Source organism: Curtobacterium sp. L1-20, assembly GCF_048755855.1.
Taxonomy (GTDB): domain Bacteria; phylum Actinomycetota; class Actinomycetes; order Actinomycetales; family Microbacteriaceae; genus Curtobacterium.
This window is the reverse complement of the sequence record NZ_CP151473.1, coordinates 317,415-342,017: the sequence shown is the minus strand read 5'-3', so window position 1 is coordinate 342,017 and position 24,603 is coordinate 317,415. Positions and strand designations below refer to the sequence as shown.

24 protein-coding genes are annotated in these 24,603 nt (G+C 72.9%); 16 read left to right on the top strand and 8 right to left on the bottom strand.

Going from position 1 to position 24,603, the window contains the following annotated elements:
- Window positions 1-22: 22 nt before the first annotated feature.
- Entirely contained in the window at window positions 23-1,498 is a 1,476-nt protein-coding gene (locus AAEP86_RS03060) for an NCS2 family permease (protein WP_420369076.1), read from the bottom strand.
- Between the two features lie 50 nt (window positions 1,499-1,548).
- Between AAEP86_RS03060 and AAEP86_RS03055 the strand changes: the two genes are divergently transcribed.
- The 6 genes from AAEP86_RS03055 to AAEP86_RS03030 all read left to right on the top strand — a co-directional run bounded on the left by AAEP86_RS03055 (window position 1,549) and on the right by AAEP86_RS03030 (window position 6,383).
- Window positions 1,549-2,643: a hypothetical protein gene (locus AAEP86_RS03055; protein ID WP_420369075.1), complete on the top strand. Its 1,095-nt coding sequence runs from the start codon at window positions 1,549-1,551 to the stop codon at window positions 2,641-2,643.
- Window positions 2,644-2,758: 115 nt separating this feature from the next.
- Entirely contained in the window at window positions 2,759-3,376 is a 618-nt protein-coding gene (gene folE, locus AAEP86_RS03050; protein WP_420370436.1) for a GTP cyclohydrolase I, read from the top strand.
- A complete protein-coding gene (gene folP / locus AAEP86_RS03045) occupies window positions 3,373-4,272 on the top strand; it encodes a dihydropteroate synthase (protein WP_420369074.1) in 900 nt (299 codons plus the stop codon). The genes folE and folP overlap by 4 nt, the downstream gene beginning before the upstream one ends.
- On the top strand, window positions 4,269-5,015 hold the full coding sequence (locus AAEP86_RS03040) for a pyrimidine reductase family protein (protein ID WP_420369073.1): 747 nt from the start codon (window positions 4,269-4,271) through the stop codon (window positions 5,013-5,015). Before folP ends, AAEP86_RS03040 begins: the two co-directional genes overlap by 4 nt.
- A gap of 10 nt (window positions 5,016-5,025) precedes the next feature.
- Window positions 5,026-5,679 carry an HAD-IA family hydrolase gene (locus AAEP86_RS03035; RefSeq protein WP_420369072.1) on the top strand — a complete coding sequence of 218 codons (654 nt, stop codon included), beginning with the start codon at window positions 5,026-5,028 and terminating at the stop codon, window positions 5,677-5,679.
- A gap of 161 nt (window positions 5,680-5,840) precedes the next feature.
- Window positions 5,841-6,383: a type 1 glutamine amidotransferase domain-containing protein gene (locus AAEP86_RS03030; protein ID WP_420369071.1), complete on the top strand. Its 543-nt coding sequence runs from the start codon at window positions 5,841-5,843 to the stop codon at window positions 6,381-6,383.
- Here AAEP86_RS03030 and AAEP86_RS03025 read toward each other — a convergent pair.
- On the bottom strand, window positions 6,380-6,898 hold the full coding sequence (locus AAEP86_RS03025; protein ID WP_420370435.1) for an MOSC domain-containing protein: 519 nt from the start codon (window positions 6,896-6,898) through the stop codon (window positions 6,380-6,382). The genes AAEP86_RS03030 and AAEP86_RS03025 overlap by 4 nt on opposite strands.
- A gap of 189 nt (window positions 6,899-7,087) precedes the next feature.
- Between AAEP86_RS03025 and AAEP86_RS03020 the strand changes: the two genes are divergently transcribed.
- Genes AAEP86_RS03020 through AAEP86_RS03005 form a run of 4 tightly spaced genes read left to right on the top strand, consistent with a single transcriptional unit; the run spans window position 7,088 to window position 9,720 of the window.
- Window positions 7,088-8,665 carry a DNA-3-methyladenine glycosylase 2 family protein gene (locus tag AAEP86_RS03020; protein ID WP_420369070.1) on the top strand — a complete coding sequence of 526 codons (1,578 nt, stop codon included), beginning with the start codon at window positions 7,088-7,090 and terminating at the stop codon, window positions 8,663-8,665.
- The gene (locus tag AAEP86_RS03015) at window positions 8,662-9,174 is read left to right on the top strand and encodes a methylated-DNA--[protein]-cysteine S-methyltransferase (protein WP_420369069.1); all 513 of its coding nucleotides are present in this window, start codon (window positions 8,662-8,664) and stop codon (window positions 9,172-9,174) included. Before AAEP86_RS03020 ends, AAEP86_RS03015 begins: the two co-directional genes overlap by 4 nt.
- Before the next feature lie 28 nt (window positions 9,175-9,202).
- Entirely contained in the window at window positions 9,203-9,463 is a 261-nt protein-coding gene (locus AAEP86_RS03010; RefSeq protein WP_420369068.1) for a type II toxin-antitoxin system Phd/YefM family antitoxin, read from the top strand.
- Entirely contained in the window at window positions 9,460-9,720 is a 261-nt protein-coding gene (locus AAEP86_RS03005) for a type II toxin-antitoxin system RelE family toxin (RefSeq protein WP_420369067.1), read from the top strand. The genes AAEP86_RS03010 and AAEP86_RS03005 overlap by 4 nt, the downstream gene beginning before the upstream one ends.
- Before the next feature lie 20 nt (window positions 9,721-9,740).
- Here the strand turns inward: AAEP86_RS03005 and AAEP86_RS03000 are convergent, their stop codons facing one another.
- The gene (locus tag AAEP86_RS03000; RefSeq protein ID WP_420369066.1) at window positions 9,741-10,337 is read right to left on the bottom strand and encodes a TetR/AcrR family transcriptional regulator; all 597 of its coding nucleotides are present in this window, start codon (window positions 10,335-10,337) and stop codon (window positions 9,741-9,743) included.
- 4 nt (window positions 10,338-10,341) lie between these two features.
- Window positions 10,342-10,896 carry a hypothetical protein gene (locus AAEP86_RS02995; protein ID WP_420369065.1) on the bottom strand — a complete coding sequence of 185 codons (555 nt, stop codon included), beginning with the start codon at window positions 10,894-10,896 and terminating at the stop codon, window positions 10,342-10,344.
- Window positions 10,897-11,101: 205 nt separating this feature from the next.
- On the opposite strand from AAEP86_RS02995, the gene AAEP86_RS02990 reads away from it, so the two are divergent.
- The 3 genes from AAEP86_RS02990 (at window position 11,102) to AAEP86_RS02980 (ending at window position 14,511) form a co-directional block, all read left to right on the top strand.
- On the top strand, window positions 11,102-11,920 hold the full coding sequence (locus tag AAEP86_RS02990; protein WP_420369064.1) for an alpha/beta fold hydrolase: 819 nt from the start codon (window positions 11,102-11,104) through the stop codon (window positions 11,918-11,920).
- Between the two features lie 108 nt (window positions 11,921-12,028).
- Complete coding sequence (locus AAEP86_RS02985; RefSeq protein ID WP_420369063.1) at window positions 12,029-12,901, top strand: hypothetical protein; 873 nt, start codon at window positions 12,029-12,031, stop codon at window positions 12,899-12,901.
- A 134-nt stretch (window positions 12,902-13,035) separates the two neighbouring features.
- Entirely contained in the window at window positions 13,036-14,511 is a 1,476-nt protein-coding gene (locus AAEP86_RS02980; RefSeq protein ID WP_420369062.1) for an APC family permease, read from the top strand.
- A 153-nt stretch (window positions 14,512-14,664) separates the two neighbouring features.
- Here AAEP86_RS02980 and AAEP86_RS02975 read toward each other — a convergent pair whose 3' ends face one another.
- Window positions 14,665-15,486, bottom strand: a complete 822-nt coding sequence (locus AAEP86_RS02975; protein WP_420369061.1) for a LysE/ArgO family amino acid transporter — start codon at window positions 15,484-15,486, stop codon at window positions 14,665-14,667.
- Window positions 15,487-15,556: 70 nt separating this feature from the next.
- On the opposite strand from AAEP86_RS02975, the gene AAEP86_RS02970 reads away from it, so the two are divergent.
- Window positions 15,557-16,477 (top strand): LysR family transcriptional regulator ArgP, encoded by a 921-nt coding sequence (locus tag AAEP86_RS02970; RefSeq protein WP_420369060.1) that lies wholly within the window; start codon window positions 15,557-15,559, stop codon window positions 16,475-16,477.
- A 24-nt stretch (window positions 16,478-16,501) separates the two neighbouring features.
- Here AAEP86_RS02970 and AAEP86_RS02965 read toward each other — a convergent pair whose 3' ends face one another.
- Window positions 16,502-17,047 carry a TetR/AcrR family transcriptional regulator gene (locus tag AAEP86_RS02965; RefSeq protein ID WP_420369059.1) on the bottom strand — a complete coding sequence of 182 codons (546 nt, stop codon included), beginning with the start codon at window positions 17,045-17,047 and terminating at the stop codon, window positions 16,502-16,504.
- Window positions 17,048-17,192: 145 nt separating this feature from the next.
- Between AAEP86_RS02965 and AAEP86_RS02960 the strand changes: the two genes are divergently transcribed.
- Entirely contained in the window at window positions 17,193-18,227 is a 1,035-nt protein-coding gene (locus AAEP86_RS02960; RefSeq protein ID WP_420369058.1) for an aldo/keto reductase, read from the top strand.
- Between the two features lie 104 nt (window positions 18,228-18,331).
- Entirely contained in the window at window positions 18,332-18,829 is a 498-nt protein-coding gene (locus AAEP86_RS02955) for a hypothetical protein (RefSeq protein ID WP_420369057.1), read from the top strand.
- A gap of 15 nt (window positions 18,830-18,844) precedes the next feature.
- Here the strand turns inward: AAEP86_RS02955 and AAEP86_RS02950 are convergent, their stop codons facing one another.
- Window positions 18,845-19,624: an Fpg/Nei family DNA glycosylase gene (locus AAEP86_RS02950; protein WP_420369056.1), complete on the bottom strand. Its 780-nt coding sequence runs from the start codon at window positions 19,622-19,624 to the stop codon at window positions 18,845-18,847.
- 110 nt (window positions 19,625-19,734) lie between these two features.
- Complete coding sequence (locus tag AAEP86_RS02945) at window positions 19,735-24,465, bottom strand: DNA glycosylase AlkZ-like family protein (RefSeq protein ID WP_420369055.1); 4,731 nt, start codon at window positions 24,463-24,465, stop codon at window positions 19,735-19,737.
- Between the last annotated feature and the right edge of the window lie 138 nt (window positions 24,466-24,603).

Below are 24,603 nucleotides of genomic sequence, written 5' to 3'. Positions count from 1 at the left end.
CCGGTCCGGACCGGACCTGCCGCTAGCCGACGCCGAGCAGCGCCTCGAGCGGCCCGCGCGCGAAGTACAGCAGGAAGCCCGCAGCGACGACGTAGAGCAGCCACGACACCTGCCGACCGCGGCCGGACAGCAGCTTGATGAGGACCCAGCTGATGAAGCCGGCGCCGATGCCGTTCGCGATCGAGTAGGTCAGCGGCATGATCACGATCGTCAGGAACGCCGGCAGGGCCGCGCCGAAGTCGGTCCAGTCGATGTCCTTCACCTGGGCGACCATCAGCGCGCCGACGACGACCAGCCCGGCGGCGGCGACCTCGAGCGGGACGACCTGCGTCAGCGGCGTCAGGAACATCGACGCGAGGAACAGCAGGCCGGTGACGACGGAGGCCATGCCGGTCCGGGCACCCTCGCCGATCCCGGACGCCGAGTCGATGAACACCGTGTTCGACGACACCGACGCGCCACCGCCGGCGATCGCGCCGGCACCCTCGACGACGAGCGCCGACTTCAGCCGCGGGAAGGTGCCGTCCGGGTGCGCGACGCCCGCGGCCTTCGCCAGCCCGGTCATCGTGCCCATGGCGTCGAAGAAGTTGGTGAAGACGAGCGTGAAGACGAGCATCGACGCGGCGATCGGCCCGATGCGGGTGAACGCCCCGAAGACGTCGGCGTGCCCGACGAGCGACAGGTCGGGGACGGCGAACAGTGCGTTCGGCAGCCCCGGCGCGTTGAGGTTCCAGCCGGTGGGGGAGTCGACCGACGTCGGGACCTTGAAGATCGCCTGCAGGATGATCGCGATGATCGTGGTCGCCACGATGCCGATCAGCAGGGCGCCCTTCACCTTGCGGGCCATGAGCGTGCCGATGATGACCAGGCCGATGAGGAACACGATCGTCGGGAGCGCCGACACGGAGCCGTCCTCGCCGAGCTGCAGCGGCGGCGACGCGTTCTTGGTGGTGCGGACGAACCCGGAGTCGACGAGCCCGATGAACGCGATGAACAGGCCGATGCCGACGGTGATAGCGGCCTTGAGCTGCGCCGGCACCGCCGTGAAGATCATCGTGCGGATGCCGGTGAGCGCCAGGATGACGATGACGACGCCGTTGATGACGACGAGGCCCATCGCCTCGGCCCACGTCACCTGGTGGACGACGCTCACGGCGAGGAACGAGTTGATCCCGAGCCCTGCTGCGATGCCGAACGGCAGGTTCGCGGTGAGGCCCATGGCGATCGTCATGAGTCCGGCGACGAGGCCGGTGGCCGCGGCGACCTGCGCGTTCTGCAGCCAGCCGCCGACGACGTCCTGCGGTGCTTGGTCCTGGCTGAACCCGCCGAGGATGAGCGGGTTGAGGATGACGATGTAGGCCATCGTCACGAACGACACGAGTCCACCGCGGATCTCGCGCGGGATGGTCGACCCGCGGTGCGTGATGGCGAAGAAACGGTCGAGGCCGGACGCGAAGCGGTTCCGGGGCGTGGTGTCGGTCTGCGGGGCGCTCACCACGAAATACTACGAGCTTCGCGGCGGGACGAGTGGCCGCCTAGGTTCCGAGCATGCAGACCACCGACCATGCCACGACCACCTCCGGGACGACCGGGCGACGAGCCGTCCTCCAGTCCGCCGCCGCGATGCTGCTCGGCGGGGCGTTCGCCATCGCCGGTGCCGGCGGTGCATCCGCCACCCAGACCGGTCCCCTCGCCGCGACGCACTCCCGACGAGCGGGTTCGCCGGTGCGGTTCGGCGTCGGCGGTCACCACCCCTGGATCGACGGGTTCTCCTACCCGGCGGCGGACGTGGTGCAACAGCTCCAGCTGGCCAGAGTGTTCGGGTGCACTGCGTACCGGCTCGACTGGTTCGTGCCCCTGACGATGTCCGCCCGGTGGGACTGGCGCTGGTACGACACCGTCGTCGACACCGCGGAGCAGCTCGGTCTCGAACTGCTGTGCGTCCTCACGCCGGAGGGTGGCTACCGCAGGTCGTACGGGTCGCTCGTCGACAACACCGTGCCCGTCGTCCAGCGCTACGCCGGTCGGATCCCCTGGTTCCAGTTGGCGAACGAGCTCGACAACGTCGCCATCAAGAGCGGTGTGGACGGTTCCCGGATCGACCACTTCGACACCGAGGCGTACCCGATGGTGCGCAACGTGCAGTCCGCCCTCCGCGACGGTGTCCGGCTCGGGGACCCGACGGCGCGCACGATCGCGAACGTGGCGTGGAAGCACACCGGGTTCCTCGAACGCGCGCACCGGGACGGCCTGCTGTGGGACGTGAACTCGCTCAACTGGTACGCGCACACGGAACAGAACCACCTGACGGGCGACGACCAACTCCTCGCCGTGCTCGACCGGATCGGCGCGCTGCCGCAGGGCGAGGTCCTCATCACCGAGCTCAACCTCGAGGGCGGCGCGGCGACCGACCGCGCGGCGCTCGGCGCGCAGGCACGGCGTCTCGAGGAGACCCTCGTGGCTCTCCGCGACCGCGGTCCCCGGACGCTGACCCACGTCTTCCTGTACGAACTCCTCGACCAGCCCACTGCCGGGCCGGGGCAGGACCGGTACGGGCTCGTCCCCGTCGACCGGGCCACCGGTCTGTGGGGCGCGCAGCGGCCGGTCGCCGCGACGTTCGCGGCGCACGCCGTCGGAGACTGAACGGGGCGACCCACCGGACGGGAGGCGCGGCTCGCCGCCCCACGTCGACCTCCCCTGGGGACGCGCCCGCGTTCTCCGGCCAGAGCTGGTGTTGGATGGACGGGTGACGTCACGCATGGACCGCGCCCGCGTCGAGGCCGCGGTGCGCGAACTGCTGCTCGGCATCGGTGAGGACCCGGACCGGCCCGAGCTCGAACGCACCCCCTTCCGTGTCGCCGATGCGTACGCGGAGTTCTTCGCCGGGATCGGCACCGACGCCGTCGCGATCGCCCGTGACGGCACGGTGCACGCCGAGGACGGCGACCGTGGACAGCTCGTGATCGTGCGGGACGTCCGGTTCCGCTCGGTGTGCGAGCACCACCTGCTGCCCTTCACCGGGGTGGCCCACATGGCCTACGCCCCGGGCGACCGACTCATCGGGCTGGGAACGCTGTCGCGGGTCCTCGACGCGGTCGCCTCGCGTCCGCAGTTGCAGGAGCGACTCGGGGAGCAGGTCACGGCCACGATCGCCGAGGGGCTCGGGGCCGACGGCGTCCTCGTCGTGCTCGACGCCCAGCACCAGTGCGTGACGACGCGCGGCGAGCGGCAGTCGGCGTCGACGACCGTCACCGTGGCGGCGAGCGGCACGCTGGCCGAGGCAGCGGGTCGCGCCGAGGCGATCGCACTCATCGGCGCCGGCGACGGCACCCGGGCGACCCCGACCGTCGCACCCGGCCACGAGGCCGGCGCGTGACGGCGCCCGGCTGGGTGGTTCCCGAGCTGCGGGAACCCGTCCGCACGATCGGCGGGCGCACCTTCGACTTCGACCACCGCATCGCGGTGATGGCCATCGTGAACCGCACGCCGGACTCCTTCCACGACCGCGGTGCGACCTTCGCGCTCGACCGCGCGGTCGAGGCCGCGGTCCGCGCCGCCGAGCAGGGCGCCGACTGGGTCGACATCGGCGGCGTCAAGTTCGCCCCCGGTCCGGAGCTGCCCGCGCGCGAGGAGCTCGATCGCGTGCTGCCCGTCGTCACGCAGCTCGCGCAGCAGTCCGACGTCGTCATCTCGGTCGACACCTTCCGGCCGGAGGTCGCCGAGGCCGCGATCGCCGCGGGGGCCGGGGTCGTGAACGACACCACCGGGCTCTCCGACCCGCGGATGGCCGCGGTCGTCGCCGACTCCGACGCCACCGTCGTCATCACCCACTCGACGGCGCCGCCGCGGCAGGAACTTCCGGTACCGCCGCACTACGAGGACATCGGCCGTGCGGTCGTCGACTTCCTCCGGGAGCGCGTGGACCGTGCGCTCGCCGCGGGCATCCCGGAGTCGCGGATCGTGGTCGACCCCGGACACGACCTGAACAAGAACACCGTGCACACCCTCGAGCTGACCCGTCGGCTGCCGGAGGTCGTCGCGCTCGGCTACCCGGTGCTCGCAGCCGTGTCCAACAAGGACTTCGTGGGGGAGTCCCTCGGGCGACCCCGGGGGGAACGCCTCGCCGGGTCGCTCGCCGTGGCGACCGTGAGCGCGATGCTCGGCGCCCGGATCGTCCGCATGCACGACGTCGTCGAGAGCGTCGACGCGATGCGCATGGTGGAGGCGACGCTCGGGTGGCGTGCCCCGGTGGAAGCACGGCACAACACGTGAACCTCCTGCCCCCGTCGGTCGCGGACCTCTCCGACGCCGACCTGCTCGCGCTGTACACGGCGGACGTGGCGGCCGGCCCGTGGCTGCGCGTCAACTTCGTCACCACGCTCGACGGCTCGGCGTCGGCGGCCGGCACGACCGGGGCGCTGGGCGGCCCGGACGACCTGCGGGTGTTCGACCTGCTCCGCCGGGTCGCCGACGTCGTCCTCGTCGCGGCGGGGACCGTGCGCGACGAGGGGTACGGCCCGATGGTGCTCCACGACGCGGACGTCGCGTGGCGCCGCGCCCACGGCGAGCCCGACCACCCGGTCTTCGCGATCGTCTCGGGCTCGTTGTCGCTCGACCCCGGTTCGCGGGTGTTCACCGAGGCGCCGGTGCGCCCGCTCGTGCTGACCTCGGACCGGGCCGCGCACGGCGTCGACGCCGCGCTCGCGGAGGTCGCCGACGTGGTGGGGTGCAGCGGCGCCGACCCCGACGCCGTCGACGTCACCCGCGTCGCGGCGGCCCTGACGGCCCGCGGCCTGACGTCGGTCCACTGCGAGGGCGGCCCGTCGTTCTTCGGTGCGCTCGTGGCGGCGGACCTGGTCGACGAGCTGACGCTGACGGTCGACCCGTCGCTCGAGGGCGGCGCGGGTCCGCGGATCACCCGGGGCTCGGCGCCAGACCTGCGTCGGATGCGTCCGGTGCACGTGCTGCGCGGCGAGGGCGACGTCCTCCTCACACGGTACGTCCGCGCGCGCTAGGGTCGCCTGCGTGATCGACATCGTGGCGTCCGGGGTCCTCTTCGACATGGACGGGACGCTCGTCGACTCGACCGCGGTGGTCGAGGGAGCGTGGTCGCGCTTCGGTGCGGAGCACGGCATCGACCCGGCGACGATCCTCGGGTTCTCGCACGGCCGGCAGACCATCGACACCGTCCAGCACTTCCTCCCCGAGCTGTCCCTCGACGAGCAGCAGCGCATCGTCGACGTGATGATCGCCGCCGAGACGGACAACGTCGACGGCATCACCGAGGTCCCCGGGGCAGCCGACTTCGTGTCCCGTCTCGTCGACGCGGGTGTCCCTGTCGCACTGGTCACCAGCGCGCCGCACGAGCTCGCGGTGAACCGGATGCGTGCCGCCGGCGTGCACGTGCCCGGCGCGGTGGTCGCTTCCGAGGACGTCGAGCACGGCAAGCCGCACCCCGACGGGTACCTGCGCGGAGCGGCACTGCTGGGCGTCGACGCCGGCGACTGCGTGGCGTTCGAGGACGCACCCGCAGGGCTCGAGGCCGCGATCGCGTCGGGGGCGACCACCGTCGTCGTCGGACCGCTCGAGGCCGCGGTGACCGCGGGGCTCTACCGGGTCGGCGGGTACGACGGCATCACCGTCACGCGCGAGGGCGACGCCTTCCGCCTCCGCGGCTGAGTCCGGCCCGCACCCGTCAGCGGCCGCGGCCGGCGTCCGGCACCCGGCAGCTGTCGCGCAGCGGGTGTCCGTCTCCCGCACGCGGCTGCGTCGGTGCCCAGGGCGTCCGGACGATCCTGGTCGGTGCGGCCGGAACGACCGGGCCGCGGAAGGAGCACACCATGGCAACCCTCGACGGCAAGAACGTCCTCGTCATCGCGACGAACTACGGCGTGGAGCAGGACGAGATCGTCGTCCCGGTGGAGCAGCTCCGCGAGCGCGGCGCCACGGTCACGGTGGCGGCGCAGGAGTCCGGTTCCATCGAGACCCTCGTCGGCGACAAGGACCCGGGCAAGTCCGTCGACACCGACACCACCATCGGGAGTGTCAGCGCGGACCGGTACGACGCACTCGTGGTCCCCGGCGGCACGATCAATGCCGACACCATCCGGCAGGACACCGACGCGGTCGCACTCGTGTCGGCCTTCGCCGAGGCCGGCAAGCCCGTCGCCGCCATCTGCCACGGCCCGTGGACCCTCATCGAGGCGGGTGTCGTGAGCGGCAGGACGATCACGTCCTTCCCGTCGCTGCAGACCGACGTCCGGAACGCCGGCGGCGAGTGGGTCGACCAGGAGGTCCAGGTCGACGGCGGCCTCATCACCTCCCGGAACCCGGACGACCTCCCCGCGTTCGTCGACGCGATCGAGCACGCCCTGACGGCCTAGTCCGCAGGGCTGGGCAGCGCCACGGGGCGGGCCGTGCGGAGCACCGCGGGGCCGAGGGTGAGCACACCGTCGGACTCCGGGTCGCACCGCAGCCCGCCCCGTCCGCGCATCGCCCGGAACGCCCCGGGAGCCACCTCGTGGTCCATCCAGGCGCACGGGTTCGCGGGTCGGTACCCGTGGAAGCGGACGGCCGCGCGTCCCGGGCTCTCGATCGCGAAGGGCTCACCGCGCAGGGCCTCGACGTCTGCCCCGCGCAGGAAGACGTTCCGTCGGGTCGCCGCCGGGTCGACGGTCACGCCGAGTTCCGTGCCGACCGCCTCGAGCGACTCGAGCGCGATCAGCGTCACGGAGGCGTGCACGTGCGCCCGTGAGGCGAAGTAGCGGTCGCCGACGATCCCGAGGCCGGCGCGCAGCTCGATCGAGCCCTGCCGTTCGTCGGGGTCCGTCGACCGGACGGGCAGCGCGCCGTCCGCGGGACGCCCCTCGTAGCGGTGCCGGGCCGACACCAGCAGCATCGCGATCTCGACGTCGGTCCGGAACGGCAGGCCGCCGGGACCGGTCACGTCGTCCACCGTGCTCACGTCGACCACGCTAGCCGCGCCTCCCGGCCGCCGCCCGCTCCCCGGCGCAGGCCGGACGCATGCCGCACTGCCCCGTCCGATTCCCGCCAGTGACCCGTCGGTGGCGCGTGTCAGGCTGGGCACATGACCGATCCGGGCAACGACGCACTGCACGCCGAACGGCACCGGGCGGTCGCCTCCCGCGATGCCCGGTTCGACGGGCAGTTCGTCACCGCGGTGCACTCCACCGGCATCTACTGCCGACCGAGCTGCCCGGCCCGCACGCCGAAGGTCACGGGTGTCACCTTCTACCGGACGAGCGCCGCGGCGCACCTCGCCGGCTTCCGGGCCTGCAAGCGGTGCCTGCCCGAGGCGACACCGGGCAGTCCCGAGTGGGACCTCCGCGAGGACGTCGCCGGCCGCGCGATGCGCCTCGTCCTCGACGGCGTCGTGGAGCGGGACGGTGTGCCGGGGCTCGCGGCGCGCGTGGGCTACTCGGAGCGACAGCTCAACCGGATCCTCACCGCGGAGCTCGGGGCCGGGCCGAAGGCGCTCAGTCGTGCGCACCGCGCGCAGACCGCGAGGACGCTGCTCACCTCGTCCGACCTGCCCGTCGCCGACGTCGCGTTCGCCGCGGGCTTCGCGAGCGTGCGCCAGTTCAACGACACCGTGCGCGAGGTCTTCGCCGTCACGCCGACCGAACTCCGTGCCCGCCGCACCCTGCAGCCGGTCGCGGACGGAGCCCTGCACGTGCACCTGCCGGCCCGCGCCCCGTTCGACGTGCAGGGGCTGCTCGACTGGCACGCCCTGCACGCCCTCCCCGGGCTGGAGCAGGTGACGCTCGCCCCGACGGGTCGCGTCACCGCGTACGGACGCCTGCTCGACCTGCCTGGAGGCGCGGCGCACGTCACCGTGTCGGCCGCCGCCGCCGAGGGGGCCGGGCCGGGCGCGGTGCGCCACACCACCGGGATCGACCTGCGGGTGCGCGTCGCCGACCTGTCCGACCTCCCGACGCTCGTGGCGCGGATGCGCTCGTTCTTCGACCTCGATGCCGACCCCGTCGCCGTGGACACCGTCCTCGGGACGGTCCCGGCGTTGGCGGACGTCGTCGCGCGCGTGCCCGGCATCCGGCTCCCCGGAGCCGTCGACCCCCACGAGACCCTCTTCCGGACGCTGATCGGCCAGCAGGTCTCCGTCGCGGCGGCCCGGACGGCCCAGACCCGGCTGGTGGCGGCGCTCGGCCGTCCGGTGTCCCCGGCACTGCTCGACGGCGGGCTGCTGTTCCCGGACGCCGCGACGATCGCCGAGCGCGGCCGTGAGGTCCTGCGCGGACCGACCGCGCGCGTGGACACGATCATCCGGGTCGCCGCGGCGCTCGCCGACGGCTCGCTCGTCGTGGACGGCGGGCAGTCGCTCGACGACCTGCGGTCCGGGCTCCTCGGGGTGAAGGGCATCGGGCCGTGGACGGCGGACTACGTGGCACTCCGCGTGCGGCACCACCCCGACGTCTTCCTCCACAGCGACCTCGCCGTGCGCAACGGTGCACAGGAACTCGGGCTGCCCGGGACGGCGCGCGAGCTCTCCCTATGGTCGGAGCAGGTGGCGCCCTGGCGGAGCTACCTGACGATGCACTGCTGGCGGCCGGTCATCGACCGCGCCATCGCGGCCGGTGCCGCGGCGCACGCCAGCGTCCCTGTTGCCCTCCGGAAGGAAGAACGATGACCGACGCCACGATCCAGACCCTGGACACCCCTGACGGACCCTTCACCGTGCTCGAGGACGCCGACGGCCGCGTCCTCGCCTCGGGGTGGACGGACGACGTCGAGCGCATCCTCGGCCGGATCGCCGACCGACACCGCCCGGACCGCATCGTCGACGGACGGGTCTCCTCGGCCGATGCGGTGGACGCCTTCTACGCGGGCGAGGTGGACCACGCGATGCAGGTGCCCGTTCGGCAGTTCGGCACCGACCTGTTCGCCGAGGGGTGGCGGCAGCTCCGCCTCATCCCGGCGGGGGCCGTGCTCACGTACACCGAGTTCGCGGCCGCGATGGGCCGGCCCGACGCCGTCCGCGCCGCGGCCAGCGTGTGTGCGCGGAACGCTCCGGCGTTGTTCGTGCCGTGCCACCGCGTCCTCCGCACCGACGGCAGTCTCGGCGGGTTCGCGTGGGGGCTCGACGTCAAGCGATCCCTGCTCGAGCGTGAATCGGTGGGGACGACCGCCCTCGTTTGAGGTGTACAAAACACACTAGAATGTACGAGTGAGCGAAGTGTCGATCTCGGAAGCACGCGGTCGCTTGGCGTCGATCATCGACGACGCCCGGCACGAGCCCGTCTACCTCACCCGGCGCAAGAAGCGCGTCGCGGCGGTGGTGGACGCGGACGTCCTCGACCGGTTGCTCGAAGCGGCGGAGGACCTGGACGACCTCAAGGCGGTCGAGGAAGCGCGGGTGGAGAACGAGCGCCTCGGTGGTCAGAACATCTCGTGGGCAGACCTCAAGCGCGAACTCGGGATGGGATGACCTACGAGATCGAGTTCGAGCCGAGCGCCGGTCGGGCGATCCGGAAGCTCCCGCCGAACGCACGACGACTGGTCGAAGGCGTCCTGATGATCCTCGCCGAGGAACCGCGACCCCCGGCGGCACGGCGGCTCGTGAACAGTCCAGAGTGGCGGGTGCGCGTCGGCGACTACCGCGTCATCTACGTGATCGACGACGGGCGACTCGTCGTGGTCGTCGTCAGGGCCGGTCACCGCCGCGAGGTGTACCGCGGGCGCTGACCCGTCCGACACCGCGCCGCTCAGGGGTCGCGCGGCGCCCGCAGTCCGTCGAGGTGCAGGCGGACGAGTGCCAGCACCCGCTCCGGGCTGCGTGCACCCGGGTCCCAGGTGTGCCCGACCGCGAGTCCGTCGACGAGTGCGTGCAGCCGGTCGGCCTCGTCGACGAGGTCCCGGTCGGACGCGATCGCGCCCGCGTCCGCCAGGATCCCGAGCGCGCGGTTGCAGACGGCTCCGACACCGGTGTCCAGCCGTCGAACGGTGGCAGCGAGCCGGTCGTCGGTCCGGGACAGCACGCCGAGCTGCACCTGCGCCAGGATCTCCGTCGTGCGCTCCGCGTCGAGCGGCAGCACCTCGGCCAGGGTGTCGAGGGCGAGCGTGCGGCCGGTCGACGTGAGCGCCGTGATGCGCACCCGGACGCGGTCCTCGATGCTGGTGAGGCAGTGCTCGCGCAGGGCGTCCTGGCTCGGGAAGAGCCGACGGAGCGATGCCGGGGCGATGCCGGCCTCGTCGGCGACGTTCCGGACGGACAGGGCGGCCAGGCCGTCGCGCTCGAGGATCCGGAGGCAGGCCGCGGTGACCTCGGCGCTCCGCTCCTGCTGGTCGACGTGACGGGGCACCGGGTCAGCCTACGGCGCGACCCGTCGCCGACGCGTCCGCCTTCCTGGGCCAGATCGAGTAGCTGATCGCCCAGAGCAGGTCGATCCCGAGGACGAGTCCCATGACCCCCACGGCGCCCTGCAGCTCCGCGGTCCGCTCCGGGTCGCCCACGAGCACCACGAGGCCGCCGACGATGCCACCGGCGACCAGGACGGCCAGGGTCGTCCGCGCGACGTCGCCCCAGCACTGGGCTGTGTACCGCCGCCCGGCCAGGCGCTCCGGCGGTGGGCCTCCGGCGAAGCGGTGCTCGAACCGCACGTCCGCCCATGCGACCATCCGGTGCCCGTAGGCCACGGAGACCCCGATGTAGACGGCCGCCAGACCGTGGTGCCACGACGCGGTTCCGCCGCCGAGCAGGTCGACCGCGACCAGGGCGAGCAGGACGAGGTCGACGAGGGGAGCGGCGACGAGGAACGCGGTGCCGAGCCGGGGCCGTCGGAGCAGGTACCGCGCGGTCAGTCCGCCGACGATCGCGACCCAGAAGGCGATCTCGCAGGCGATGATGGCGATGAGTGTCACGACGTCCCCGATCTTTTGAGTACAGGTGTACTCGTACGATCCTGGCACGTCCGACCCACGCGGTCGAGGGACAGGTCCGGCGTTCTGCCCCTGGAAGCGGGGGGAGACAGCCTCCGGTCCGGCTGCCAGACTGCGAGCACCGACTCCCGCACGGTCCGCTCCGAGCCCGACGCAGCACGTCGACCACCGCCGCACGAAGGAACCCATGGACCAGCACGTCGACCGCACGGTCGTCTCCGCGGACGGGACGGTCCTGGCCGTCGCCGACGGGGGGAACGGTCCTGCGCTCGTCGTCGTCGGCGGCGCGTTCGACCACCACGGCACCCCCTACGTGAACCTGCTCACCGCGGAGCTCCGCGACCGCTACCGCGTGATCACCTACGACCGTCGCGGCCGTGGTGCGAGCGGCGACACCGAGCCCTGGGCGATCGAGCGCGAGGTCGAGGACCTGGCCGCGGTCGTCGCGGACGTCGACGGACCGGTCACCGCGCTCGGCATGTGCGTCGGCGCCGGCGTCGTGCTCCACGCCGTCGCAGCGGGCGTGCCCATCGACGCGGCGCTGCTCCACGAACCGCCCTACCGCGCCACCGTGGACCCGCACGCGGACGACGTGATGTTCGCCGACGCCCTCGACGAGCACGTCGCAGCAGGCCGTCGCGCCCAGGCCGTGCGCGCGTTCCTCGCCAGGGTGCTCGGGATCCCGATGGGGCAGATCACCGCCCTCCGGCTGAAGGGGGCCCTGTGGCGGTCCCTCGTCACCGACGCGCACGTCCTGAGCCGGGACGTCCGGGTGCTCAACCTGCTGGCGGTCCCCGAACGGGTCGCCGCGTCGGTCGGCGTCCCCGTGCTCGTCACCGCCGGCGGCGACGGGCTGGACTGGATGCGGCAGGCCGCACGAGCGCTCGTCGAGGCCGTCCCGGGGTCCGAGTACGCCGAGGTGCCCGGGCAGGGGCACGTCCCCGCGCCGGACGTGATCGGCCGGGTCCTCGACCGCTTCACCGCCCGGGTCGCTGCGCGCCGCTGAGCGCGCGGGCTGCCCGGGTCGCCGCGCGCCGTCGAGCGCGCGGTGCGCTGCGGATCCTCCGCTGCGCACCATGCGCTCCGACCGCTGTTCTCCTGCGAGGATGGTGCGGTGAACGCACCCCGCCTCGGTCTCCTGCTCGACGTCGACGGACCCGTCGCGAGCCCCGTCTCGCGCACGATCGCCATCCCGAGCATCGTCGAGGACCTCGTGGCGCTGGCTGCCGAGGGCATCCCGGTCGTCTTCAACACCGGCCGCAGCGACGCCTTCATCCGGCGTGAGGTGGTGGGACCGCTCCTCGCCGGTGGCCTGGCCGCCGGCGGCCGCGTGCACGCCGTCTGCGAGAAGGGCGCGGTGTGGTGCTCGATCGGGCCGCAGTACGAGGGCGGCATGGGTGAGCTGACCGTCGCCGAGGACCTCGCCCTGCCCCGCGACTACGCCGACGAGATGCGCGAGCTGGTCCGCGACGAGTACGCCGACCTGGTGTTCTTCGACGAGACCAAGCGCGCCATGGTGTCGATCGAGCAGCGCGTCGAGGTGCCGAACGCGACGTACCTCGCCCGCCAGCCGGAGTTCGACGCGAAGGCGATGGCCGCACTCGAGCGCCGGGGTCTCGGTGTGCGCCGGCTCGACGACGCCCGACCCGACGCCGACGGCGCCGTGCAGTGGCGCATCGACCCGACGATCATCTCGACCGACGTGGAGTCGGACCGCAGCGGCAAGGACCTGGGGGCCGCGCGGTCCCTCGAGCTCCTCGCCCGCGACGGCGAGCTGCCCGTCGCGTGGCGCACGATGGGCGACTCGCGCAGCGATTACGCCATGGCGGACTGGCTGCACGCGAACGGCCACGACGTGGCCCACGTCGACGTCCGGCCCGCCGACGGGGTGCCGGCGACGCCGTACCCGGTGCTCACCGCACCCGACGGCGTGATCCACGACGAGGCCGGGGCCCGGTTCCTGTCGGACTGGCGCCGGAACGCCTGAGCCGAGCCGCGCCTCCAGGCCGCCCGGAGGGCCGCTCGTCGGGCGGCGACGGCCGACTCGCCCTGTTTGCGTGCCGGGCTGGTACACCAGTAACCTCGCGTGGTCCGCCGCCAGCCGATGACGGGAACCACCCCATGGCACCGAAGCTCCGCATCAAGTCCATCGAGGCCTCACTGGCCGACTCCGAGGAGAAGGGGCGCTCGCTCAAGCGGTCGCTGAAGACCTTCGACATCGCCGCGATGGGCATCGCGGTCGCGGTCGGTGCCGGCATCTTCTCGGTCGGTGCGAACGCCGCCGCGAACTTCGCCGGCCCCGGTGTCATCGTGTCGTTCCTGCTCGCGGCCGTCACCTGCGGGCTGGCGATCATGTGCTACGCCGAGTTCGCCTCGACGATCCCCGTCGCCGGGTCCGCGTACACGTTCACCTACGCCACGATGGGCGAGCTGCTCGCGTGGATCGTGGGCTGGGACCTCATCCTCGAGACCCTCACGGCCAGTGCCGTGATCGCGAAGTACTGGGGGATCTACCTCAGCACCGCGTTCGACGTGTTCGGGATCACCCTGCCGAGCACGATCCAGTTCGGCCCGATCGGCTTCACCTGGGGCCCCGTCCTGATCGTCGGCATCTTCACGGTCCTGCTCGCCTTCGGCACCCGCCTGTCGAGCCGTGTCTCGGCGGTCATCACGGTCATCAAGGTCGCGATCGTCGTCTTCGTCATCGTCGCGGGTGCGTTCTTCGTCAAGGCCGCAAACTTCACCCCGTTCATCCCGCCGGCCGAGCCCTCGAAGGGCGCCGAGGGCAGCGTCTGGACGCAGTCGCTCGTGTCCTGGTTCACCGGCTCGGAGCCGGCGCAGTACGGCGTCTTCGGCCTGCTCGCCGCGGCGTCGCTCGTGTTCTTCGCCTTCATCGGCTTCGACGTCGTCGCGACCAGCGCCGAGGAGACCGAGAACCCGCAGAAGACGCTGCCCCGCGGCATCTTCATCGGCCTCGGCATCGTGACCCTGCTCTACGTCGGCGTCAGCATCGTCATCACCGGCATGGTCTCGTACCAGCGTCTGGCGGAGGAGAAGGCTCCGTCCCTGGCCTCGGCGTTCGACATCGTCGGCCTGCCGTGGGCAGCCGGGATCATCGCCATCGGCTCGCTGATCGGCCTGACCACGGTCGTCATGGTGCTGCTGCTCGGCCTGTCCCGCATCGTCTTCTCGATGAGCCGCGACGGCCTGCTGCCCCGCTGGTTCTCGAAGACGAACGCGAAGACGCAGACCCCCGTGCGCGTGCAGGTCGTCGCCGGTGTCGTCGTGGCGCTGCTCGCCGGGTTCACCGCGGTCGACAAGCTCGAGGGCATGATCAACATCGGCACGCTGTCGGCGTTCGTCCTCGTGTCGATCGGCATCGTGGTGCTGCGCCGGTCGCGGCCGGATGCCCCGCGCGCCTTCCGGGTGCCGTGGTCGCCGGTGCTGCCGATCGTGTCGGCCGTGCTGTGCTTCTGGCTGATGCTGAACCTCGAGGTCGAGACCTGGCTCCGGTTCGTCGTCTGGCTGGTCGTCGGCTTCGCGATCTACTTCGGGTACAGCCGTCGGAACAGCCGGGTCGGCAAGGGCCTGCAGTAGCGGGTCTGCGACGCGCAGAACCTGGTTCCGGACACAGCACCGTGCGATCGCGCGGTGCTGTGTCCGTTCCGTGGTGTCGCTTTCGTGCTGGTCGACCGTCGAGCCCGCGGGTCGTGACGCAACGGGGGAGGGGGGCGCCGGCGGCCGGCCGCCCTACGCGCCGACCGCGAGCGCCACGCCGAAGCCGAGCATGACGACCGCGACCAGGCCGTCGAACACCCGCCAGGTGACCGCCTTCGCGAACGCCGGCCGGAGCAGCCTCCCGCCGAACCCGAGCGCCCCGAACCAGACGCAGCTCGCCGCCACGGCGCCGACCGTCCAGAGCCACCGGTCGTCGACGCCCTGCTGGTTCGCCACCGAGCCGAGGAACACGAGGGTGTCCAGGTAGACGTGCGGGTTCGCCCACGTGAAGACCAGCATCGTGGCGACCGCTGCGCGCATGGTCACGTCGGAGCGTCGGCCGGGAGGCGCGGTGCGCGTCCGCCCCGCCGCTGCGGCCGGTCGGACGGCTGCCGTCTCCGCGGTGCGGGTCCGCCCCGCTGCCCCGGCCAGTCGGACGGCTGCCGTCTCCGCGGTGCGCGTCCGCCCCGCCGCTGCGGCCGGTCGGACGGCGGTCGCCTCCGCGGCGGTGGGGACGCCGTCGTCGTGGGACTCCTGCTCGACCCGCATCACGTCGCCGGGCGGTCGGATCGCACGCCGCGCAGCGAGCACCCCGTAGGTCACGAGGAACGCCGCCCCCACGAACCGGACGGCGACGAGCGCCACCGGGAACCGCTCGACCACCGCGCCGACCCCGAGCACGCCGGCGACGATGAGGACGGCGTCGGACGCGGCGCACACCACGACCGCGGCGGCGACGACCCGGACGCGAGCGCTCACCGCGAGCCGGAGCAGGTAGGTGTTCTGCACGCCGATGGCGACGATGAGGGCGAGCCCGGTGCCGAGGCCGGAGAACAGGGGGAGGAGCGCGGTCACGGTCCGACGGTAGGACGCCGAGGCAGGTGCAGTACAGCTCACGTTCCTGATGCTGCGTAAGCTGCGCTGCATGGTGCGACTGCAGCGTGAACACCTCGAGACCCTGCTGGCCGCCGTCGAGCACGGCACGCTGGATGCGGCGGCACGGGCGCTGGCGATCACTCCTTCGGCGGTGTCCCAGCGGATCAAGTCGATGGAACAGCAGCTCGGTCGGGTCCTGCTGCAACGGACGACGCCGGTCCGCGCGACCGCCGACGGCGAGGTGGTGCTCCGGCACGCGCGGCAGGCGCAACTGCTCGACGAGGAGACCTCCCGGGCGCTGGGCGGCGGTGACTCCGTCGTGCCGTCGATGCCACTGGCGGTGAACGCGGACTCCCTCGGCACGTGGTTCCTCGACGCGCTCGCCAGGGTCCGGGCCGACACCGAGGTGGTGTTCGACCTGCACCGTGAGGACCAGGACCGCACCGCCGAACTCCTGCGAGCCGGCACCGTGATGGGAGCGGTGACGGCCGAGGCCGACCCCGTGCAGGGGTGCTCGTCGGTCCCGCTCGGCATCGACCGGTACCGGGCGGTGGCGTCGCCGGGGTTCGTCGACCGGTACCTGGCCGACACCGATCCCGCGACGGCTTCGGAGCGGCGGGTGACCGACCGGCTCGACCGCGTCCCGCTCGTGGACTACGACCGCGCGGACGACCTGCAGCAGGGGTACCTCCGCCGGGTGCTCGGGCACGCGCCGTCCGGCCCGCGGCACTTCGTCCCGACGTCGGCCGACTTCGCCCGGGCTGTCACGCTCGGCTTCGGCTGGGGGATGCTGCCGGAGGCGCAGTGCCTCGACGCGCTCGACCGGGGCGAACTCGTGGAGCTCACGCCCGGACGGCGGGCGGACGTCGCGCTCTGGTGGCAGCGGTGGAACCTGGCGTCGCCGCTGCTCGAGCGCGTCACGGACGCGGTGCGTGCCGTCGCCGCGGAACGGCTGCACCCGGCGCGGTGAGGCGACCGCCGGCGGCGCCGGCGGTCAGACGGTCGCGCGGTACCGCAGCCCGTCGACGAGCAGCCCGACGAGGAGTTGGCTCTGCTCGGCCGTCGGAGCCCCGTGGCAGAGGTCGGCGACCGCGCGGAGGAGCTGGGGCGCGTCGACGTCGGGTCGGATCGTCCCCGCTGAGGCGGCCGTGGCGAGCAGCCCGCCGAGCGCGTCGCCGAGCCGTCCGATGAAGTAGCTCGGCAGTGCTTCGAACGCCGGGTCGCCCGACTGCAGCGCGGCGGCGAGTCCGCGCTTCGTCGCGACGAACTCGGTGAACCGCTGCAGCCACCGGGCGAGCGCCTCGTCCGGGGCGTGGGCGGCGGCGAGCTCGTCGGCCGCGTCGGCGCAGGCCTCGACCGCGTTCCGGAACACCGCGACGACCAGGTCGGACCGTTGCGGGAAGTGCCGGTACAGGGTGCCGACCCCGACACCGGCCCGGTCGGCGATGACCTTCGCGGGCGCGTCGACCCCGTCACTGGCGAAGACCGCCTTCGCGGCGTCGGTGAGGGCGTCGAGGTTGCGTCGGGCGTCGGCGCGCACGGGGCCTCCTGGTTCGGGACAGCGCGGTGCGCCGATCCGGGCTTGCGGAAACGGAAAGCCGTTCCGTATAGTTCCGGAAGAGCGTTCCACTTCGGACCACGATACGGCACCGGGGAGCAGGGCGCCATCGACAGGAGGCATTCCCATGCAGTACCGCACCCTCGGCCGCACCGGCATCCAGGTCAGCCCCTTCGCCCTCGGCGCCATGATGCTCGGCACCGACGGCCGCATCGGCAACGGCGACGAGCAGGACTCGATCCGCATCGTCCACCGGGCGCTCGACGCCGGCATCAACATCATCGACACCGCCGACCGCTACTCGCAGGGCGGCTCCGAGACCCTCGTCGGGAAGGCGCTGAAGGGCCGCCGTGACGACGTCGTCGTCGCCACGAAGTTCAACGGCCCGATGGGCGACGACCCGAACCGCCGTGGCAACTCCCGCCGCTGGATCACCACGGCCGTCGAGGACTCCCTCCGGCGGCTGCAGACCGACCACATCGACCTGTACCAGGCGCACCGCCCCGACGACACGGTCGACCTCGAGGAGACCCTCTCGGCCCTCACCGACCTCGTCCGGAGCGGCAAGGTGCGGGCGATCGGCAGCTCGGACTTCCCGGCGTCGATGCAGGTCGAGGCGCAGTGGACGTCGGAACGCCGGGGGCTCGAACGCTTCCGCAGTGAGCAGCCGACCTACTCGATCCTCAACCGCGGCATCGAGCGCGAGGTCCTGCCGGTCGTCCAGCGCTACGGCATGGGCTCCCTCGTCTGGAGTCCGCTCGCCGGCGGCATGCTGACCGGTCGGTTCCGCAAGGGACAGGAGAGCGACCTCGCCCGCGTCGGCATGTTCCGGCACAACCAGGACGAACGTCGCATCGACGCCGTCGAGCAGGTCGTCGCGCTGTCCGAGGAGACCGGCATCCGGATGACCCACCTCGCGATGGCGTTCGCGATCGCACACCCGGGCGTCACGAGCGCCCTGATCGGGCCGCGCTCGATGGAGCAGCTCGACGACCTGCTCGAAGGAGCGGACGTCGTCCTGTCCGACGAGGTCCTCGACCGCATCGACGCGATCGTGCCGCCCGGCACCGACGTCGGCCGGCTCGACCAGCAGTACGAGCCGCCGGCCGTCCACGACGCCACGCTGCGCCGCCGCCCGCTCGCGGGCCGTCCCGCCGCCTGACCGGTCGGTGACGGCGTCCGCGGTGCCCGGTCGGCATCGGCCTCGCCGGCGCACCGCGGACGACCTGAGGCCGCGTCCACCCACGCCCGCCTACCGTCCTGGCCATGTCCACGCGAGCGAAGACCGCCACGGCGCTGCTCGGCGCCGCCACCATCGCCCTCCTGCTGACCGCTTGCGACCCCGGTGGGGCGCAGAACCCGAACCCGGTCGGCAAGGTGCCCGGCTCCGAGGAGAAGTCGCAGTCGTCGCAGTGCGACGTCGCGTCGAGCGCCGCCGTCGACATGATCGACAAGGCGGTCGGCAGCCACGACACCACCGAGTTCGCGGACATCACGAAGGGTGACGGCGGCTGGTACCTCGGTGCCACGATCGTCCCCGCCGACAGCAACGACGCGAACGACGACGAGGTCACCGTCTGGGCGACCACCGACGATCCGACCGACGACGGCTTCGACGGACCCCTCTACGCCGTGAACCAGGCCGCGAAGGACGCCACCGCCGACGAGAAGACCTCGGCGTCGACCGCCCCGAGCTCGTTCAGCGCGGACTCGAAGCAGGCGAAGCAGGTCGAGAGCTGCGTCGTCGAGGCGTCCGACCGCTGATCGTCCCCCGGCGGATCAGGTCTGGCAGCGCGGACACCAGTAGGTGTCCCGCAGGGTGAGTTCGGACTCGCCGAGCTCTCCGTAGCGGATCGGCGTGCCGCACCGGAGGCACGGCTTGCCGGCGCGGCCGTACACCCAGAAGCGGCGGCCGGGGCGGTCGACCCCGGTCGTCACCCGCGCGCTGCGGTCACGGTTCGCCAGGATCAGCGTGCTCGCGAGCGCGATCGTCCGCGTCGGGTCGCGGACCTCGTGGACCGGTCGGGTCGGCAGGACGCCGCGCAGGAAGCAGAGCTCGTTCCGGTAGACGTTGCCGAGGCCGGCGAGCACCCGCTGGTCGAGCAGGGCCAGGCCGATCGGCCGGTCCGGGTCGCGTGTGAGGTTGGCGAGCGCGAGGTCGGCGTCCCAGTCGGGCCCGAGCAGGTCCGGGCCGAGGTACCCGACGACGTCGTCCTCGTCCGCGCGGGGGACGACCTCGAGGACACCGAGCGCGAACCCGACCGTCGACACCCCCTCGGCGTCGAGGATCGCCCGTGCCTGGTGAGCCGGGCGGCGCCACCGGTCGCCCGGGGCGTAGACGTCCCACCGCCCCTCCATCTTGAGGTGCGAGTGCACGGTGAGGTCGCCGATCCGGTGCAGGAGGTGCTTCCCCCGTGGCACGACCTCGTCGACGGTCCGTCCGACCAGGTCGAGGGTCGCGAACGCCGGCACGCGGAAGTCGCTGCGGGTGAGCACCTTGCCCGCGAGGGCGGTGTGCAGCCTCCGGGCGGCCCGGAAGACGGTGTCGCCCTCAGGCACGGGTCACCTCCGGTGCGGGCTCGCGGTCAGGCCGGGAGGCGCGGCTCGCGTCGCGCAGGGGAGCCCGGTCCTCGCCGCGCCCGCGGGCGGCGTCCCGCCCGCCGCTCGCATCACACACGGAGACGCAGCCCCTGCGGTGTCGCGGTGAACCCGGCTGCGCGCAACGCCGTGCCCAGGGGCGACTCGAGCACGAACTCCCCGTCCACGCGTTCGACGGACAGCTTCCGGAGCCCGCTGCGCACGATGCCGGCGATCGACGCCGCCGCGGCAGACAGGTCGGCGGGGTCGTCGGTGAAGGTGAGCACGGACTTGCCGCCCCGCTCGACGTACACGGCGAGCCGGCCGTCGACCGTGGTCACGAGGGCCCCCGCCTTCCGACCCGGGCGGTGCCCACGGCCGGTCGTCTTGCCACCGGCTTCCGTCGCCTCGTCGTCGTCGTCCCCGGCGTCGCCCGACGGCCACGGCAGCGACGCGCCGTAGGGGTTCGCGGGGTCGGTCGCGGCGAGGGTCAGTGCCTCGCGCTTCCGGTCCGAATCGACGCGTTCGTCGTCGTCGAGGTCGCGGGCGTAGGTCCGGAGCCGGTCGATCGTCGGCCCGGTCGCGAACTGCGCCGCCCCGAGTCCCTCGATGAAGTACCCGCGGCGTGCACGGCCGGACTCCTCGAACCGCGACAGGACCCGGTAGACACCGGCGAAACCGCCGCGGACCCCCTCGATCTGGACGGCTCCGCGGGTCACGACGCCGTACCGCTCGAGCAGCTGTTCCGCGGTCGCGGCGGCCCGCACCGTCGAGTCGGACTCGGCCAGGGGCAGCAGTGACCAGCGGCCGCCGACGGATGGCGGGCCGGACTGCGTCGGCATGGTGGGCCGTCGGCGTCCGCGGTAGGCGCGCGCCCGCGGCGCGCTGGTGCTCTTCGCCTTGCCGCCGAGCATCGCGCGCAGCGGCGCGAAGGTGTCGTTCGTGATCTGGCCGTCCCAGACGAGGTCCCAGAGGGCCGTCGTCAGGGCCTGGTCGTCGGTGCTCCCGACGGCTTGGCCGAGCTGGCGGAAGAAGTACGCGCCGCCACCGGCCAGGGCCGTGAGCACGTCCCGCTGCAGCTCCGTCGTGTCGTCGCCGGCCGGTTCGGCCAGGGTCGTCGCGGCGGTCTCGGCGAGGTGCAGACGGACCCACCCGTCGTTGCCGGGGAGCGTTCCGCCTCCGGACCACAGGACCTCGCCCGTCGCCGTGAGCTCGTCGAGCATGCTGGGCGCGTAGTCGCTCACGCGGGCCGGCAGCACGAGGGTCTCCCAGGCGCTGGCGGGCAGGGCGACGCCCGCGAGCTGGTCGATCACCTGGAGGACGCCGTCGACGCCGCGGAGCCCGCCGCGGGTGCCGGGTGCCTGCACGTGCTGCCAGGCGGGCAGGAAGCGCGCGAGCGTGTCCGGCGAGACGGGTTCGACCTCGTGCCGGAGCGCCGCGAGCGACTTCGTGCGGATGCGGCGGAGCACCTCGGAGTCGCACCACTCCGCGCCCTGGCGATCGGGACGGAACTCGCCCTCGACCACCCGTCGGTCGGCGACGAGACGACGCAGGGTGTCCTGGACGACCGCGACGCCGAGGCCGAGGCGGCCGGCGGCGTCCTGCGCGGAGAACGGTCCGTGCGACCGCGCGTACCGGCCGACCAGGTCGCCGAGCGGATCGGCGACGGGTTCGACGAAGGCCGTCGGCACGCCGATCGGCAGGGGGACACCGAGGGCGTCGCGGAGGCGCGAGGCGTCCTCGATCACGGCCCAGCGGGTGGCACCCGCGTGCGAGAACGACAGCACCCGGCGGTCCCGCTCGAGTGCGGTCAGGAGCCCCTGCACCGTCGCGCTCGCCTCGGTGCGATCGGTCGCCTCGGCGAGCCAGCTGCGGTCGACGACCTCGTCGAGGTCGAGCGCGCCGACGAGCCGCAGCACGTCGACGATCCCCTCGGCGTCGCGGGCGCGGCGGTCGGGTGAGAGCCGTTGCAGGTCGCGCTCGACACCGGCGATGACCGCGGGGTCGAGCAGCTCGCGGAGCTCCGCCCGGCCGAGCAACTCGCCGAGCAGGGTCGAGTCGAGCGAGAGCGCCGCTGCACGTCGTTCGGCGAGCGGGGTGTCGCCCTCGTACATGAACGCCGCGACGTACCCGAAGAGGAGCGAGCGGGCGAACGGCGACGGGGTCTCGGTCTCGGTCTCGACGAGCCGGATGCGGCGGCCGGCGATGTCGTCCGCGATGCCGAGGAGGGACGGGACGTCGTACACGTCCTGCAGGACCTCGCGCACCGTCTCGAGCACGATCGGGAACGACGGGTACTTCTGCGCGACCTCGAGCAGCTGGGAGGCGCGCTGCCGTTGCTGCCACAGCGGTGAACGCTGCCCCGGGTTCCGCCGCGGGAGCAGGAGCGCTCGTGCCGCGCACTCGCGGAAGCGCGCGGCGAACAGGGCGGACGACCCGACCTCGTCGGTGACGAGCGCCTCGAGGTCGTCCCGCTCGAAGACGAAGAGGTCGGCGCCGGGCGGTTCGGCGTCGGTCTCGGGGATGCGCACGACGATGCCGTCGTCGGCGGCCATCGCGTCACCGTCGATCCCGTGCCGCTCGTGCAGTCGGGCGGCCACGGCGAGGGCCCACGGAGCGTGCACCTGCATGCCGTAGGGGGAGTGCAGGATGAGCCGCCAGTCGCCGAGTTCGTCGCGGAAGCGCTCGATGACGAGCGTGGTGTCGTTCGGCACGTGACCGGTGGCCGCGCGCTGCTCGCGGAGGAACGTGAGGAGGTTCGTCACGGCGCGTTCGTCGAGCCCGCCGGCTGAGACGCGGGCGCGGGCGTCCTCGTCGGAGGCGCCCTCGACCTCGCGCACGAACGCGCCGGTCGCGCGGCCGAGCTCGGCCGGACGCCCGATGCCGTCGCCCTTCCAGAACGGCACCCGGCCGGGCTGGCCGAACGCCGGGCTGACGATGACCCGGTCGTGCGTGATCTCCTCGATCCGCCAGCTCGTCGCACCGAGTGCGAAGACGTCGCCGACACGCGACTCGTACACCATCTCCTCGTCGAGCTCGCCGACGCGCGAGGCCTTCTCGCCGACCATGAAGACGCCGAACATGCCGCGGTCCGGGATCGTGCCGCCGCTCGTGACGGCGAGGCGTTGGGCACCGGGACGTCCGGTCAGGGTGCCGTGCACGCGGTCCCACACCAGGCGGGGCCGGAGCTCGGCGAACTCGTCGCTCGGGTAGCGCCCGGTGACGAGGTCGAGCGTGGCCTCGAACGCGGAGCGGGGCAGCCCGCTGAACGGTGCGCTCCGGCGGACGAGCTCGAACCAGTGCTCGACGTCGACGGTGTCGATCGCTCCCGCGGCGACGGTGTGCTGTGCGAGGACGTCGAGCGGGTTCGCGGGTACCGAGATGGACTCGATCTGCCCGGAGACCATCCGTTCGACGGTCACGGCGCTGTTGACCAGGTCGGCCCGGTGCTTCGGGAAGAGGACGCCGCGGGAGATCTCACCCACCTGGTGCCCGGCACGGCCGACGCGCTGCAGTCCGCTGGCGACCGACGGGGGTGCCTCGACCTGCACGACGAGGTCGACCTCGCCCATGTCGATGCCGAGTTCGAGTGAGCTCGTGGCGACGACGCAGCGGAGGCGGCCCGACTTCAGGTCGTCCTCGATGATGGCGCGCTGGTCCTTCGACACCGACCCGTGGTGGGCGCGGGCGAGCACCGGCACGGACGGGTCGGAACCGCCGCCCCCGGTCTGCCCCGACTGGCCGATGACCTGCGCCGGCGGCCGCTTCGGCTGCGGGACCGGAGCGTGGGCCGACGCGCGACCCGGTGACTGTCCCCGGGCGACCGGCAGGCCGTCGTCCGCGGGGGACGCCCCTGCCGGCACCAGGACGCCGTCGCCGACGGAGCCGGCGGCGGCCGTGACGCGTTCCTCGTGGATCTCGTTGAGCCGGGCGGTCAGGCGCTCGGCCAGCCGTCGGGAGTTCGCGAAGACGATCGTCGACCGGTGCTCCTCGATGAGGTCGACGACGCGTTCCTCGACGTGGGGCCAGATCGACCCGTTCGTCGGCGCGTCGGACGCGTCGGCGCCGACCGGAGGCGCCCCGAGCTCGGCCATGTCGTCCACGGGGACGACGACCTTGAGGTCGAAGGTCTTCTGCGCCGGCGGAGCGATGATGGTCACGGGCGCCCGACCGCCGAGGAAGCGCGCCACTTCTTCCGCGGGGCGCACGGTCGCGGACAGGCCGATGCGCTGCACGGGCTTGTCGAGCAGGTCGTCGAGCCGTTCGAGCGACACGGCGAGGTGCGCTCCGCGCTTCGTCGACGCGACGGCGTGCACCTCGTCCACGATGACGGTGTCGACGTTCACCAGCGTCTCGCGCGCCTGCGACGTCAGCATCAGGTAGAGCGACTCGGGCGTGGTGATGAGGATGTCCGGTGGCTGCCGGAGCAGTCGTTGCCGGTCCGACGAGGGGGTGTCGCCGCTCCGGACCCCCACCGTGACGTCCGGCGGTTCGAGACCGAGGCGTCGGGCGGTCTGCGTGATGCCGACGAGCGGGCTGCGGAGGTTCCGTTCCACGTCGACGCCGAGCGCCTTCAGCGGGGAGACGTAGAGCACGCGCGTCCGTTGCTTCGCGGGCGGGCGGTCGGTCGCACTGATCAGGCGGTCGATCGACCACAGGAACGATGCGAGCGTCTTGCCGGAGCCCGTCGGCGCGATGACGAGCGCGTGCTGGCCGGTGGAGACCGCGTCCCACGCCCCGGCCTGCGCCGCCGTCGGTGCGTCGAAGGCGCCGCGGAACCACTCCGCGGTCGCGGGGGAGAAGCGATCGAACACGTCCGTCATGGTCCGTCCCATCCTGCCCGGCACCGCCGACAACCGGCCGAGCGCCGAACGGGGTTGACAGAGCGATTCGTACCGATCTATCGTTGACCCATCGCGATACGACGAAAACCGGATCGGTCAGACCGGTCGCGAGCAGAC